The organism is Acidovorax benzenivorans (genome assembly GCF_028680575.1).
In the GTDB taxonomy this organism is placed as follows: Bacteria; Pseudomonadota; Gammaproteobacteria; order Burkholderiales; family Burkholderiaceae_C; genus Acidovorax; species Acidovorax benzenivorans.
On sequence record NZ_JAPCKI010000028.1, the window covers coordinates 15,348 to 28,325 of the forward strand.

The following is a 12,978-nucleotide window of genomic DNA, read 5'->3' on the forward strand; positions in this document are numbered from 1 at the left end:
TTCTGCTCTACCGCTGCAGCTGTTTCCACCAGACCATGACCGGAGCCTCTCATGCTGATCCCATCGCGCGATTCGGGTTTTAACCACCCGCACTCCTCCGAAATCACCCCCCGCTCGGTCTATGAAGACCGCCGCCAAATGCTCAGACTCATGGCGGGTAGTGCCGCAGGTGCAGCGATGGCCGCTTGGGCGGGCCGTGAGGCACTCGCACAGCAGGCTGTGGTCACGCGCCCTGGCAAGCTGGCTCCGCTGGCGGGCGCCAAGTCGGTGGTAGCCGGAGCGGTCTCGATGGAGAAGCTCACCGACTACAAGGACGCGAGCACCTACAACAACTTCTACGAATTTGGCACGGACAAGGCCGACCCTGCCCGTAATGCACACACCCTCAAGACCACACCGTGGACGGTGGAGGTCGAAGGCCTGGTCAAGAAGCCCGGCAAGTACGGCATCGAAGACCTGATCAAGCTCAGCGCACAGGAAGAACGCATCTACCGACTGCGTTGCGTGGAAGGTTGGTCCATGGTCATCCCCTGGGTGGGTTACTCGCTGGCAGAGCTGATCAAGCGCGTGGAACCACAAGGCAGCGCCAAGTACGTCGAGTTCGTCACGCTGGCTGACCAGGCCACCATGCCATTTGTCGGCTCGCGCGTGCTGGACTGGCCTTATGTGGAAGGCCTGCGCATGGACGAAGCCATGCACCCGCTGACCTTGCTGGCCTTTGGCATGTATGGCGAAGTGCTGCCCAACCAGAATGGCGCACCGGTGCGCCTGGTGGTGCCGTGGAAGTACGGTTTCAAGAGCGCCAAGAGCATCGTCAAGATCCGCTTTGTCGAGAAAGAGCCCGGCACCGCCTGGAACAAGGCTGCCCAGCAGGAGTACGGGTTCTATTCCAACGTGAACCCCAATGTGGACCATCCCCGCTGGAGCCAGGCGACCGAGCGCCGCATCGGCGAAGACGGCTTGTTTGCCAAAAAGCGCAAGACGCTGATGTTCAACGGCTATGAAGCCCAGGTGGGCCAGCTCTACGCGGGCATGGACCTCAAGAAGTTTTACTGACCCTTCTGGTCTGGCGACCACCTTCGGTGGGGGCCGGGCCAGGGTGTTGTCTTGATCGTGATGCGGAAACTATTGCTCCATCCCGCCGCCAAACCGGTGGTGTTTGCGTTGTGTTTGCTGCCACTGGCTTGGCTGGTTTATGCGGCGGTGGCAAACCAGTTGGGAGCCAACCCTGCGGAGGCCTTGATCCGCGCGACCGGAGACTGGACGCTGCGGGCGCTGTGCGTGGTGCTTGCCGTGACGCCGCTGCGCGTTATCACCTCTACCCCACAACTTGCGCGCTATCGGCGCATGCTGGGGCTGTTCGTGTTTTTTTATGGCGTGCTGCACTTGTTGAGCTACAGCTGGTTCGACATGGGTTTCGACATTCCAGACATCCTGCGCGATATCGCCAAGCGGCCATTCATCCTGGTGGGCACATTGGCCCTGGCGCTGCTGGCCTTGCTGGCCGCCACATCGTTCAATCGTGCCATCAAGGCTTTAGGCGGCAAACGCTGGCAGGCGCTGCACCGCGCCGTCTATGCGGTGGCCGGGTTGGCTGTCATGCACTTTTTCTGGATGCGTGCTGGCAAGAACAACTTTGGCGAAGTGGCGGTCTACGCGGGCATCCTGGGCGTGCTGCTGGGTTGGCGGCTCTGGCACCGGCTGCTCAAGCGTGCCACCGCACCGACGGGTGCTTCTGCAGGGCAGTCTGCGGTGGGGTCACCCTGATTTTTTGAATGCTGCAAAAATGATAGCTGCTAGCGCATGTACATCATGCGCTAGCAGCCGATTTGGCTATATTTTTAGCCGTTGACTGCCCGCAGCGCGGGGCGCATTTGCCGGGTCACAGGGTCGATGTGCGCGGTCGGGATCTGGTAGGCGCGGTCATCGAACAGGTCAATGCCACACATCAGGTTCTCGATCCATTCAAAGAAGTCATTGATGGCTCCTTTGCCCATGATGGGCGCGCCGTGCTGCGGCACCAGCATGGCAATGTCGAGCTGCCGGGCCATGCGCACCCACAGGCGCAGGATCTTGTTGGACACCATGTAGCGGCGGTGAAAACCTTCCATGCGTGGGATGTGCGCCTTAAGGTCCGTCACTGGCACACGGGCTTCCGCCCCCGACATCATGGACACCCCCAGGTCGCCCGTGAACAAGATGCGGCTGACCGGGTCGTAGAAGTGAAAGTTGCCTTCGGAGTGCATAAAGTGCGCGGGCAGCAGCACCAGTTCATGGCGGCCCAGGGGCAGGTGACCCCCGCCGTCCGGCACGCCGATCACGCGGTTTTCTGTCTTGCCCACCTTGGTGAAGTGGGGGGCGAACCGCTCCCAGACGCGTGAGATCACCAGGTCGGCCTTGGTGCTGGTCATCCAGCGGTCCAGCGAGGCGATGATGTCCGGGTCCGCGTGCGAAGCGATCAGGTACGAGAGTTTGTGCGGCGGGAAATGTTTGGTCATCCCCATGAACAGCTCGTTGAACGCGAGGTTGCCGCCCGGATCGATGATGGCGCCGGTGTCATCGTCCACGATCAGGAACTGATTGGCCTGCACGGCCTGTCCATCCTCCTCGATGAGGTCGGTGAACATCAGGCAAGCATGATTTTTGTCGCGGTAGAGTTCCAGGGCCATGGCCATCCTGCGGTGCAATAAAGCGCAGACTGTACGAGTGCCCCTATGGTTTGTGCTTGATAGAAATCAAGCGAAACCGCATTGCCTGGCGCTCCGCGCAGGCGGCCGGAGGCATCAGCGGGGCTGGGAGGCTGTGGTGACGGGTGTTGGCGAAATGCTGGCGTCGTTGCCCGGAGTGAGTGTCTGCGGCAGCGTGGCGCGCTGGCTTGCAGAGGGGCCGGTCGGCAGATACAACGGCCCCCGCTGACCGCAGCCGAGGAGGGCTGCCGCACTGGCAGCAAGGACAAGCGTCCTGACTAGAATTTGGGGAGCTTTCAACATGCGCAAATTGTAATGACCGACCTCGAATTCATGGACCACGCCGAACAATTGCTGCTTGCCGTCGAGCACAGCTGTGATCGTATCAACGACACTTCGGATGCCGATGTGGACAGCCAGCGCTCGGGGGGCATGGTGACCTTGACCTTTCCTAACCGCAGCCAGATCGTGATCAACCTCCAAAAGCCGCTTCACGAGGTGTGGATGGCCGCCCGGTCTGGCGGCTATCACTATCGTTTTGATGGCAGCCACTGGCAGGACACCAAGGGCGCAGGCGAATTTTTTGCGTGCCTCACGCGCGATGCGTCGCAACAGTCCGGGATGCCGCTGCAGTTTGCTGCCTGACGTGTTCCACACCCGCCAGTGGGGGACCGCGCTGTGGAGCGCGGAGAGGCTTAGTTACGGAACAGATCCAAGATGCGACTGCGCTCTTCGGAGGGCGGCGGTGCTTGGGGCGCGACAGCGGGTGATGCAGAGCGATCATCCACCCCCACACTCGAAACACCCGCGTTGCGCGCGTATTCCTCGTAGAACCACTCGCCGCCCACATTCACGACGCCAGGCGGCACCGTGGGTTCCATCACTGGCACGCCCTTGAGCGCCCGCTCCATGAAACTGATCCACACTGGCAGGCTGAGGCCGCCACCGGTTTCCCGGCTGCCCAGATTGCGCGGCGTGTCATACCCGATCCAGGTGACGGCCGCGATGGTGGGTTGGAACCCCGCGAACCACGCATCCACTGAATCATTGGTGGTGCCGGTTTTGCCATAAAGATCGGGGCGCTTGAGAGTCGCCTGGGCTCGGGCTGCGGTACCGGTGCGGGTCACCTCCTGCAACAGGCTGCTCATTACGAAGGCGTTGCGTGCATCGATAGCCCGGGGTTGCTCATTGAGTGCAGGGGGCGTAATTTCTGAAATGACCCGCCCCTTGTGGTCGGTCACTTTGGCGATCAGCCAGGGGTTGACGCGATAGCCTCCGTTGGCAAACACAGAGTAAGCAGACGCCATTTGCAGGGGGGTGACCGAGCCCGCACCCAGCGCCATGGTCAGATATGCCGGGTGTTTTTCAGGGTCGAATCCGAATCTTCCGACCCATTCCTGCGCGGTTTTAGGTCCTACCGCCTGCAGGATACGGATAGAGATCATGTTCTTGGATTTCGCCAAACCGGTGCGCATGCTCATGGGGCCGTCGTACTTGCCGTCGTAGTTCTTGGGCTCCCATGGCTGACCCCCGGTAACACCCGCGTCGAAGAACAGTGGAGCATCGTTGATCACGGTGGCAGGCGTGAAGCCTTTTTCGAGTGCTGCGGAGTAAATGAACGGCTTGAAGCTGGAGCCCGGTTGGCGCCAGGCCTGCGCTGCGTGGTTGAACTTGTTCTTGTCAAAGTCGAAACCGCCTACCAGTGCGCGGATGGACCCATTGCGGGGGTCGAGGGCTACAAAGGCGCCTTCTACCTCAGGCAGTTGCGTGATCTCCCAGGCGCCCTTGGGCGTCTTGACCACGCGGATGACAGCCCCGCGCCGGATCTTGATGTTGGGTGGCGCCTTGTCGCTGAGGCCGGACTGCGCAGGCTTGAGGCCGTCGCCGGTGACCTCCAGCGAGTCGCCATTGGCACGAGCGGCCAGGATGCGTTTGGTGGATGCCTCCAGCACCACGGCAGAGAGCACATCACCGTTGTCGGGGTGGTTAGCGAGGGCGTCATCAATGGCGTCCTCCACTTCCTGGGCTGTTGTGGGCAACGTTACGAACTTTTCTGGCCCCCGATACTGCTGGCGCCGCTCATAGTCCATGATCCCGCGTCGCAAGGCAACGTAGGCAGCCTCTTGCTCCGCCGCATTGAGGGTGGTGTAGACATTGAGGCCGCGCGTGTAGGCCTCGTTGCCATACTGGGCAAAGATCAGCTGACGGGTCATCTCTGCAACGTATTCGGCATGGATGCGCGTGTTGTCGGGCCCGGTCCGGATTTTCAGCTCCTCTTTCTTGGCTTGTTCGGCTTGCTGCGCAGTGATAAAGCCGTTTTCTTCCATCCGTTCAATGATGTACTGCTGACGGGTGCGGGCGCGCTTGGGATTGCTGATCGGGTTGTAGGCCGAAGGGGCTTTGGGCAACCCTGCAAGCATTGCTGCTTCGGCGATGGATACGGATTTCAGCGGCTTGCCAAAATATGCCTCGGACGCAGCGGCGAAACCATAAGCACGATTGCCAAGGAAAATCTGATTCATGTATATCTCAAGAATCTGGTCCTTGGTCAGCAAGTGCTCTAATTTGAATGTTAGTAAGATTTCGTAAATCTTGCGAGTAAATGTTTTTTCTGACGACAGATAAACATTGCGCGCTACCTGCATGGTGATCGTCGATGCGCCCTGGCTTTTTACACGCCCTAAATTGGCGAGACCCGCACGCAGCACGCCCTTGTAGTCCACACCACCGTGTTGAAAGAAGCGAGAGTCTTCGATCGCCAACACTGCGTCTTTCATGACCTGCGGAATCTCGGCGATGGGAGTGAGGTTGCGACGCTCTTCACCAAACTCGCCCAATAAAGCCCCTTCAGCGGAGTACACGCGCAGCGGCAACTTGGGGCGGTAGTCCGCCAAGTCAGAGATATCCGGCAGATTGGGGTAGGCCACTGACAATGCCACTGCAATCGTGAGCGCCAGGCCTACCGCTGCAGCAGCCGCCAGCCCCGTGATCCAGAGTGTGATGCGAACCAACCAGCGAAGCCAACCGGGCCGGGGGCGAGCAGGAGAGGTATCCGATTTGTCGGAGGACTTCGAGGGAGAGGGCGGCATATCGCTCCGATGGGGTAAGACCGCCCATTATAAAAATGTCCGCCACAAGGGGGCCGAAATCCGATTTCGCACTTGGCAAGACGCCGCCGAAAGGCTTCCTGTACTGGCCAAGTGGTATTGCAACACCCAGAAATTTCGTCTGCTTTTGGCAACGCTCTTTGGACGTTACAGGGGGAAAAATCTTTGCCGGAGAACTATCTTACTGATAGCATTCATGTGAAGTGTTAAGTTTTGTTGCCTCATTTTGGCAAGTTACAGGGGACCAATCTTGATCTCAATGGGGTCTTTGTTCAGTCGCCAGTCTGCTCCGCTGCTGGGAATCGACATCAGCTCTTCCAGTGTCAAGCTGGTGGAGTTGGGGCGCGATAAGGCAGGCAGTCTGGTCCTAGAGCGTTGCGCGATCGAGCCGCTGGAGCGAGGCTGGATCACCGATGGCAACATCGAAAAATTCGACGAAGTAGCGGACGCACTGCGTCGGCTGGTCAAAAAGAGCGGCACCAGAACCAAAAATGTGGCCCTTGCCCTGCCTCCGTCCGCCGTGATCACCAAGAAGATTACGCTACCCGGCGGTATGACAGAACAGGAGTTGGAGGTTCAGGTTGAATCTGAAGCCAATCAGTACATCCCGTTTTCACTTGATGAAGTGAGCTTGGACTTCTGCGTCATTGGCCCGAGTAAGAACGCGCCGGGGGACGTTGATGTTTTGATCGCGGCTTCCCGTCGCGAAAAAGTGCAAGACAGGCAAGGTTTGGCAGAAGCCGCGGGATTGAAGCCTGTTGTGGTCGATATTGAGTCTCATGCATCTCGCCTGGCTGCGGGGCGCCTGATTGAAGCGTTGCCAAATAAGGGCATCGACGCCATGGTGGCGCTTTTTGAAGTGGGCGCCTTGACCACCAGCATGCAGGTGATTCGAAACGAAGAAGTTCTGTATGACCGCGATCAAGCCTTTGGCGGAGCGCAACTCACCCAACTGATTGTTCGTCAGTATGGTTTTTCCATAGAAGAAGCCGAGAGCAAAAAGCGCAGCGGTGATTTGCCTGAAGACTATCAATCGGCGGTCCTTCGTCCGTTTGTGGACAGCATGGCCCAAGAAATCGGCCGGGCCTTGCAATTCTTCTTCACCAGCACGCCGCATAACCGTGTGGATCACATCATGCTGGCAGGTGGTTCTGCCCCATTGCCGGGGCTCACGGAGGCGGTCACCCAACAAACCGGGTTTGCATGCAGTGCCGTCAATCCATTTGATGGTATGGAAATCGGAAGTTCCGTGCGATTGAAAAAAATGGTGCGTGAAGCACCGTCGTACTTGACCTCTTGCGGTCTCGCTATGCGGAGGTTCTTGCAGTGATTCTGATCAATCTTTTACCTCACCGCGAGGAGGCGCGTAAGCGCCGCAAGGAGGCATTCCAGGCGACGATGTTTGCATCGTTTCTGTTGGGGCTCGCCATTGCCGGAGCCATTTACTGGTGGTTCCAGATCATGATCACGGATCAGCAGAATAAGAACGCCTTTCTCCAGCAGGAGATCAAGGTGCTGGAAGGGCAGATTAAAGAAATTGCCTCGATTGAAGATGAGATCGCCGCTTTACGTGCGCGCCAGAAAGCCGTGGAAGATCTTCAGTCCGACCGAAACCTGCCCGTTCACTTGCTCACCGAGTTGGTCAAGCAATTGCCTGACGGGGTGTATGTCACGGCCATTCGGCAGGCTGGACAGACGATCTCGATGCAGGGTATGGCGCAGTCTAATGAACGTGTCTCTGAGTTGCTACGCAATTTGGCAAGTAACACGCCATGGCTTGCCAAGCCGGAACTGGCGGAAATTACTGCTAGTACGGTGGCCCTGAGTCAGCGAGATCAGCGACGGGTTTCTGCGTTTAATTTGAGGTTCCAGTTGGTCCGCGCTAGCGATGCCCAGAAGTCCATAGCGGCCGCAAGTGCTGCTGCTTCTTCGCCAGGGGGTAAATGAGATGGCGAAAGCAAAAGAAAAGTCGATAAGCGTTGCAGAGCGGTTGGAAGCTGTTCAGCGGCAGTTTAAGAATCTGGATACTAAGGATCCTTCGGTTTGGCCAGTGTTGCCGAAGGTGATCCTTTGTATCTTTATCGCAAGTGCTGTTGCCGCAGTTTCATGGTATGCATTTTTGCAAGACTATGAAGTGCAGTTGGATGGCGAGCGTAACAAGGAGTTGGCTTTGCGGGCCGACTACCAGAAAAAACTCGTTAAGGCTGTGAGTCTGGATGCGCTAAAGAAGCAGCGGGAGCAAATTCAGCAATATGTTATACAGCTAGAAAAACAACTTCCGAGCAAGGCGGAGATGGCTGCTCTGCTCTCAGATATCAATCAATCTGGCTTAGGGCGGAGTCTCCAGTTTGAGCTTTTTAGGCCTGGTCAAGTGGTCGCGAGAGATTATTATGCTGAGTTGCCTATTTCCATTCGGGTGACTGGAAAATATCATGATATTGGTGCCTTTGCATCGGATATTGCGCACCTGTCTCGCATTGTGACACTCAACAATATGACGATTACACCAGGGGCCCGCGATGCTCTGGTGATGGATGCGACGGCTCGCACCTTCAGATATTTGGATCCCGAGGAAATTCAGGCGCAAAAGAAAGCCGGGGGAGCTAAATGATGAGAGCTTACGTTGGAATGCTTCTTGTCTGTAGCTCTGTGATTCTTGTTGGCTGCGGGCCTTCAGGGGAAGATGAGTTGAGAGTTTGGATGGCTGAGCAGCGGGCGAATACCAAACCAAGTGTTCAGCCATTGACTGAACCGAAGAAATTTATTCCCGAACCTTATGCCCAAGATGGGGCAATAGAGCCGTTCAATCAAGTTAAATTGACGCAGGCGCTGAAACGCGATTCCAATCAGGTTGCATCAAATGCGGCCCTGATTGCTCCGGAAATGGCTCGTCGTAAAGAGCCGCTGGAGGCTTTTCCGCTGGATTCTATGGCGATGGTGGGAAGTCTGAATAAATCTGGAGCACCGACTGCGCTGATCAAGGTTGATAATTTAATTTATCAGGTGAAGGTCGGAAATTATCTTGGGCAGAATTACGGAAAAGTAGTTCGAATTACCGAGAGTTCAATTCAGCTGCGTGAGATAGCGCAAGATGCAACCGGAGATTGGATAGAGCGACTTGCGTCGCTTGATCTGCAAGAGGGTAAAAAATGAAACATAATAGTGGCAATTTCTTGAATCACTGCCGTAGCGCTGCTGTTGGCGTTTCGATTGTTTTTCTCTCCTTTAGCGCTCTCGCGCAAGGGGCCATTAGCGCAGTTTCTGCTAGTGTTCAGGGCGGAGTTGAAACATTAAAAATTGACTTCTCAGACCCGATACTCTCTTCGCCAACTGGTTTTGCGACGCAATCGCCCGCTCGTATTGCCCTTGATTTTCCTGGGACTGTGAATGCTGCTGGAAAATCGGCATTTGAGATTAATTTTGGAAATTTGAAATCCGTCAATGTGGTTCAGGCGGGAGAGCGAGCTCGTGTTGTTTTGAATTTGAAATTGCCTGCGTCATACAGGGTCGATTTGCAGGGGAAAACACTGTATTTGTTTTTGGATCCTGTTGCCAATGCTTCTTCTCTAAATGCGCAACCGATTGCATTTTCTGAAAGCCAGAATGCTGATATTCTTCCATTGAAGGATATTGATTTTCGCCGTGGCTCGGATGGGGCCGGAAGGGTAGTCGTCAATCTCGCAAGCAATCAAGTTGGTGTCGACTTGCAGCAGCAAACCAAAGGAATTGTTGTAGACTTTATGAAGTCATCAATTCCAGAGGGACTTCGTCGGCGTTTGGATGTTACTGATTTCGGCACGCCGGTACAGACGGTGACTACTTCTCAGCATGGTGAGCGTGTTCGAATGCTTATCGAATCCAATGGTGATTGGGAGCATAGCGCCTATCAAAGTGACAACCAGTTTGTCGTCGAGATCCGTCAGAAGAAAATTGACCTGAGTAAGTTGACTCAAGGCCCAGGTTATTCGGGTGAAAAGCTCTCCTTAAATTTTCAAAATATCGAAGTGAGATCGCTCCTTCAAGTAATTGCTGACTTCACTAATTTCAATATCGTTACATCTGATACCGTGACTGGTGCTCTCACGCTCAGGCTCAAAGATGTACCGTGGGATCAAGCTCTGCAAATTATCATGGATGCCAAGGGGCTTGGCATGCGTAAGACTGGGTCCGTGCTGTGGATTGCTCCTAAAGATGAAATAGATGCTCGCACAAAAAAGGATTTTGAGGCAGTCCAGGCAATTCAGAAGCTGGAACCACTCAAAACTCAGGCGTTTCAACTTAACTACGCTAAGGCAGCAGACATCGTCGCCCAACTCACTGCGGGGACTGGTGCAGCTACGGGGGGGGCTTCCACGCGCTTTCTTTCTGAACGTGGAAATGCAATTTCTGAGCCGCGTACCAATCAATTATTTGTGACGGATACCGCAAGTAAGCTTGAAGAGGTTCGTCTTTTATTAGCGAGTCTGGATGTAGCCGTACGCCAGGTCTTGATCGAGGCGCGTATTGTTGAGGCGCGTGATACGTTCGGTAGATCTTTGGGGGTACGCTTGGGGGCAACAGACCTGCGAGCTAATCGAGGTGGAGATGGGGGATACGGCATTGGGGGGGACAACCGTGTAGCGTTTGGCACGTCCTACAGCAATGCGGTGGCGTCGAGTGGCGCTGGTGGAACGACCAGCACTAGCGGCAACTTTGTGAATTTGCCTGCCAGTCTCTCAAATGTCAGCAGTGTTGGCAGCTTTGCGTTGTCGATATTCAACTCTGCTGCCAACAGATTTTTGACTTTGGAACTTTCGGCCATGGAGGCTGATGGTAAAGGTCGAATTGTGTCTAGTCCACGAATTATTACAGCGGATCAGACCAAAGCACTTATCGAACAAGGCACGGAGTATCCATATGCCGTCACTGCTCCGAATGGAGCCACAACCTTGGCGTTCAAAAAGGCGGTGTTGAAACTTGAGGTTACCCCGCAGATTACTCCCGAGGGTAATATTATTCTTGATCTGGATGTGAATAAAGACAGTCGTGGTGAGACGACAACGCAAGGGGTTGCGATTGATACCAAGCACGTCAAAACTCAGATTTTAATTGAGAATGGTGGTACTGTTGTGATTGGCGGTATTTTTGAAATGGAAGAAACCAATCAGGAAAATAAGATACCTCTGCTCGGGGATGTTCCTGTGGTTGGTAATTTATTCAAAAACAGGACGAAGGAATCAACTAAGCGTGAGATGTTGATATTTATTAGCCCTAAAGTAATCAACGAGCGTACCGTGAATCGGTGAAATTTGATATATTAGTTAGGATGGCCAATGTTGAAATATTTTAAACTCTTACCCATTGCATTGACGGTTGCTATAACGGCTTGTGGAGGTGGCGGGGGGAGCTCTGGTGAAACGCAAGAATCTTATACCATTACCTTGCGAGCCGAAAAAAGTCAATTGCCTTTGAATGTGGCCGGAATTCAGCCTGGTATTGGCGTATACAGTCCTTATAGCACTACTGTGTATGTGGATGCTCGCAAGGGGGGGTTCCCAATTCCCGGAGGCGAGAATATATTTGGCTGTAACCTCGCGGCGGGCTTGGATACTGGTGCGCTGTATTACTTGGATGGGAAGGCTGAACACGAGAAAGAAGTTGATGATGGTAATGGGGGGAAGATTAAGGTCCCGAATGCTTATCGCAGTATCACTTTAGGTTCAAATTCTGGTGGAAATTCCTTCCACTTTTCGTCGGCCGACCAAGCCGGCACTGCGCGTATCGTTTGCTCAGTTACAGATCCGCGCGATAAGCAACAAAAATTTGCCAGTGCTGATATTTCGGTGGGTGGAGCAACGGGCAAGCCTGCGAGTGTTCGTTTAGAGGCTCAAATACCGGGATATCTTGGTACTAAGAATAATATTAAGGGCCTCTTGTCACAGATGGCCATTCAAGCTTTCGTTTTGGATGATGCTAATCAGCCTGCCTCCAGCGTGTCTGGGGGTAATGTCCAGGTCCGTATTCTCTCCGGCACGGAAGCGGCACTGGGTGCTCGTTTAGTATCTGGTTCCCAGAGTGGGAGCGTGCTCCAGTTGCCAACTGTTGGCGGTGTTGCGACGTTTGCACTGCTCAGTGGCGTGGATACTGGACGAATCTTTTTGGAACTGTCGACGGATCGTTTTGACAACAACGTAAGCAACGGCATTACAGACCCCATCACTGCAATCTACCCGGTATCCGTGTTGGAAGCGTTGACGCTGCCTCCCACGCTGGCTGACGTCGATTTGGGCGATGTGACCAAAGAAGTCCCCTTTACCTCGCTGTTGACGGTGAGCGGAGGTTTGCCCCCTTACACTTGGTCGGCTACTGGCTTGCCTGCTGGGTTGAGTGTCGATTCGAGCTCCGGGCTGCTCAGTGGAAAGCCTAGTAAGGATGCAGAGGAGCGGGAGTATCGTGGGACGGTCACTGTGACAGACAAAAACAAGGTGTCTGCCACGGGAGTTGTTAGGCTGAAACTGGTGGGTGGACTGCCGGAAGACTTTGCAATCGGAGACTGCAATTCGAACGCAGTGTGTTCAATTGGAACTGCCCCTGTGGGTGCCAACTACACATACTCATTTGTGTCCTCTGTGAGCAATGTGACTTGGACCTTTACTAGCTTGCCCGCTTGGTTGGCCAGTGGTACCACCGGCTCGGCTGGTGTACTAAACGGTAAGCCTACGGTGGCGGACTGTGGTGCCCGGCAGTTCTTGGTGACGGCTACGAAGGGGGCAGCTACTGTGACCCGCACACTTAGCATCACAGTAGTGAGCGGCAGCACCCCTGCTCTCGCTTGCCCTTGATGGATTTGATCCCCGGTTGCGCGGTGCAATAGCTGCGCATCTGGTGGCACTTTTTATCTGAACCCTTTGACTAAACCCCGGCTAAGCCGGGGTTTTTTTTGCTCTATTCCACGCCAGACGACTATCGTTCGGTGAATTTCATCGGCGATAGGTGTGACATGCGTATCTGTCAGAAGTGTGTTGCTCAGTCAAGATGCTGGCTTACAACTCTCAAGGCACTTCTGAATCGCCCCGGTTTTCGAGGAGGCTGTTTGGTTTAAGTCAGACCACCACCTCGGTGCCCTGACTGGCGAGTTGCCGGTAGTAGTTTGCCTCAGCTTCTGCCGGTGGGATGTATCCGATGGGTTCGAGCAGGCGATGGTG

General features: G+C 55.0%; 12 protein-coding genes. 9 read left to right on the plus strand and 3 right to left on the minus strand.

The window, feature by feature from the left end; translation table 11 throughout:
* Positions 1-51 precede the first annotated feature (51 nt).
* On the plus strand, positions 52-1,056 hold the full coding sequence (msrP, locus tag OIN59_RS24760; RefSeq protein WP_274114792.1) for a protein-methionine-sulfoxide reductase catalytic subunit MsrP: 1,005 nt from the start codon (positions 52-54) through the stop codon (positions 1,054-1,056).
* 60 nt (positions 1,057-1,116) lie between these two features.
* Entirely contained in the window at positions 1,117-1,767 is a 651-nt protein-coding gene (locus OIN59_RS24765) for a protein-methionine-sulfoxide reductase heme-binding subunit MsrQ (RefSeq protein WP_274114794.1), read from the plus strand.
* 74 nt (positions 1,768-1,841) lie between these two features.
* Here the strand turns inward: OIN59_RS24765 and OIN59_RS24770 are convergent, their stop codons facing one another.
* On the minus strand, positions 1,842-2,669 hold the full coding sequence (locus OIN59_RS24770; RefSeq protein ID WP_274114796.1) for an oxygen-binding di-iron domain-containing protein: 828 nt from the start codon (positions 2,667-2,669) through the stop codon (positions 1,842-1,844).
* Positions 2,670-2,783: 114 nt separating this feature from the next.
* Positions 2,784-2,990 (minus strand): LPS translocon maturation chaperone LptM, encoded by a 207-nt coding sequence (gene lptM, locus OIN59_RS24775; protein ID WP_274114797.1) that lies wholly within the window; start codon positions 2,988-2,990, stop codon positions 2,784-2,786.
* 12 nt (positions 2,991-3,002) lie between these two features.
* Between lptM and cyaY the strand changes: the two genes are divergently transcribed.
* Entirely contained in the window at positions 3,003-3,332 is a 330-nt protein-coding gene (cyaY, locus tag OIN59_RS24780) for an iron donor protein CyaY (protein WP_274114799.1), read from the plus strand.
* Between the two features lie 50 nt (positions 3,333-3,382).
* Here the strand turns inward: cyaY and OIN59_RS24785 are convergent, their stop codons facing one another.
* The gene (locus tag OIN59_RS24785) at positions 3,383-5,776 is read right to left on the minus strand and encodes a penicillin-binding protein 1A (protein ID WP_274114800.1); all 2,394 of its coding nucleotides are present in this window, start codon (positions 5,774-5,776) and stop codon (positions 3,383-3,385) included.
* 268 nt (positions 5,777-6,044) lie between these two features.
* Here OIN59_RS24785 and OIN59_RS24790 point away from each other — a divergent pair, with 268 nt between their 5' ends.
* The 6 genes from OIN59_RS24790 to OIN59_RS24815 are packed head-to-tail and all read left to right on the plus strand — an operon-like array spanning position 6,045 to position 12,615.
* A complete protein-coding gene (locus tag OIN59_RS24790) occupies positions 6,045-7,124 on the plus strand; it encodes a pilus assembly protein PilM (protein WP_274114802.1) in 1,080 nt (359 codons plus the stop codon).
* On the plus strand, positions 7,121-7,741 hold the full coding sequence (locus OIN59_RS24795; protein ID WP_274114804.1) for a PilN domain-containing protein: 621 nt from the start codon (positions 7,121-7,123) through the stop codon (positions 7,739-7,741). Before OIN59_RS24790 ends, OIN59_RS24795 begins: the two co-directional genes overlap by 4 nt.
* Position 7,742: 1 nt before the next feature.
* On the plus strand, positions 7,743-8,405 hold the full coding sequence (locus tag OIN59_RS24800; protein ID WP_274114814.1) for a type IV pilus inner membrane component PilO: 663 nt from the start codon (positions 7,743-7,745) through the stop codon (positions 8,403-8,405).
* Positions 8,402-8,947, plus strand: coding sequence for a pilus assembly protein PilP (locus OIN59_RS24805; protein ID WP_407655145.1), 546 nt, complete (start codon positions 8,402-8,404; stop codon positions 8,945-8,947). Before OIN59_RS24800 ends, OIN59_RS24805 begins: the two co-directional genes overlap by 4 nt.
* Positions 8,944-11,079 (plus strand): type IV pilus secretin PilQ, encoded by a 2,136-nt coding sequence (pilQ, locus tag OIN59_RS24810; protein ID WP_274114808.1) that lies wholly within the window; start codon positions 8,944-8,946, stop codon positions 11,077-11,079. The genes OIN59_RS24805 and pilQ overlap by 4 nt, the downstream gene beginning before the upstream one ends.
* Positions 11,080-11,106: 27 nt before the next feature.
* Entirely contained in the window at positions 11,107-12,615 is a 1,509-nt protein-coding gene (locus tag OIN59_RS24815; RefSeq protein WP_274114810.1) for an Ig domain-containing protein, read from the plus strand.
* Positions 12,616-12,978: the final 363 nt, after the last annotated feature.

Coding starts and splice junctions, on each gene's coding strand:
- msrP (WP_274114792.1), top strand. CDS start 52: ATGCTGATCCCATCGCGCGATTCGGGTTTTAACCACCCGCACTCCTCC.
- OIN59_RS24765 (WP_274114794.1), top strand. CDS start 1,117: ATGCGGAAACTATTGCTCCATCCCGCCGCCAAACCGGTGGTGTTTGCG.
- OIN59_RS24770 (WP_274114796.1), bottom strand. CDS start 2,669: ATGGCCCTGGAACTCTACCGCGACAAAAATCATGCTTGCCTGATGTTC.
- lptM (WP_274114797.1), bottom strand. CDS start 2,990: ATGTTGAAAGCTCCCCAAATTCTAGTCAGGACGCTTGTCCTTGCTGCC.
- cyaY (WP_274114799.1), top strand. CDS start 3,003: ATGACCGACCTCGAATTCATGGACCACGCCGAACAATTGCTGCTTGCC.
- OIN59_RS24785 (WP_274114800.1), bottom strand. CDS start 5,776: ATGCCGCCCTCTCCCTCGAAGTCCTCCGACAAATCGGATACCTCTCCT.
- OIN59_RS24800 (WP_274114814.1), top strand. CDS start 7,743: ATGGCGAAAGCAAAAGAAAAGTCGATAAGCGTTGCAGAGCGGTTGGAA.
- OIN59_RS24805 (WP_407655145.1), top strand. CDS start 8,402: ATGATGAGAGCTTACGTTGGAATGCTTCTTGTCTGTAGCTCTGTGATT.
- pilQ (WP_274114808.1), top strand. CDS start 8,944: ATGAAACATAATAGTGGCAATTTCTTGAATCACTGCCGTAGCGCTGCT.
- OIN59_RS24815 (WP_274114810.1), top strand. CDS start 11,107: ATGTTGAAATATTTTAAACTCTTACCCATTGCATTGACGGTTGCTATA.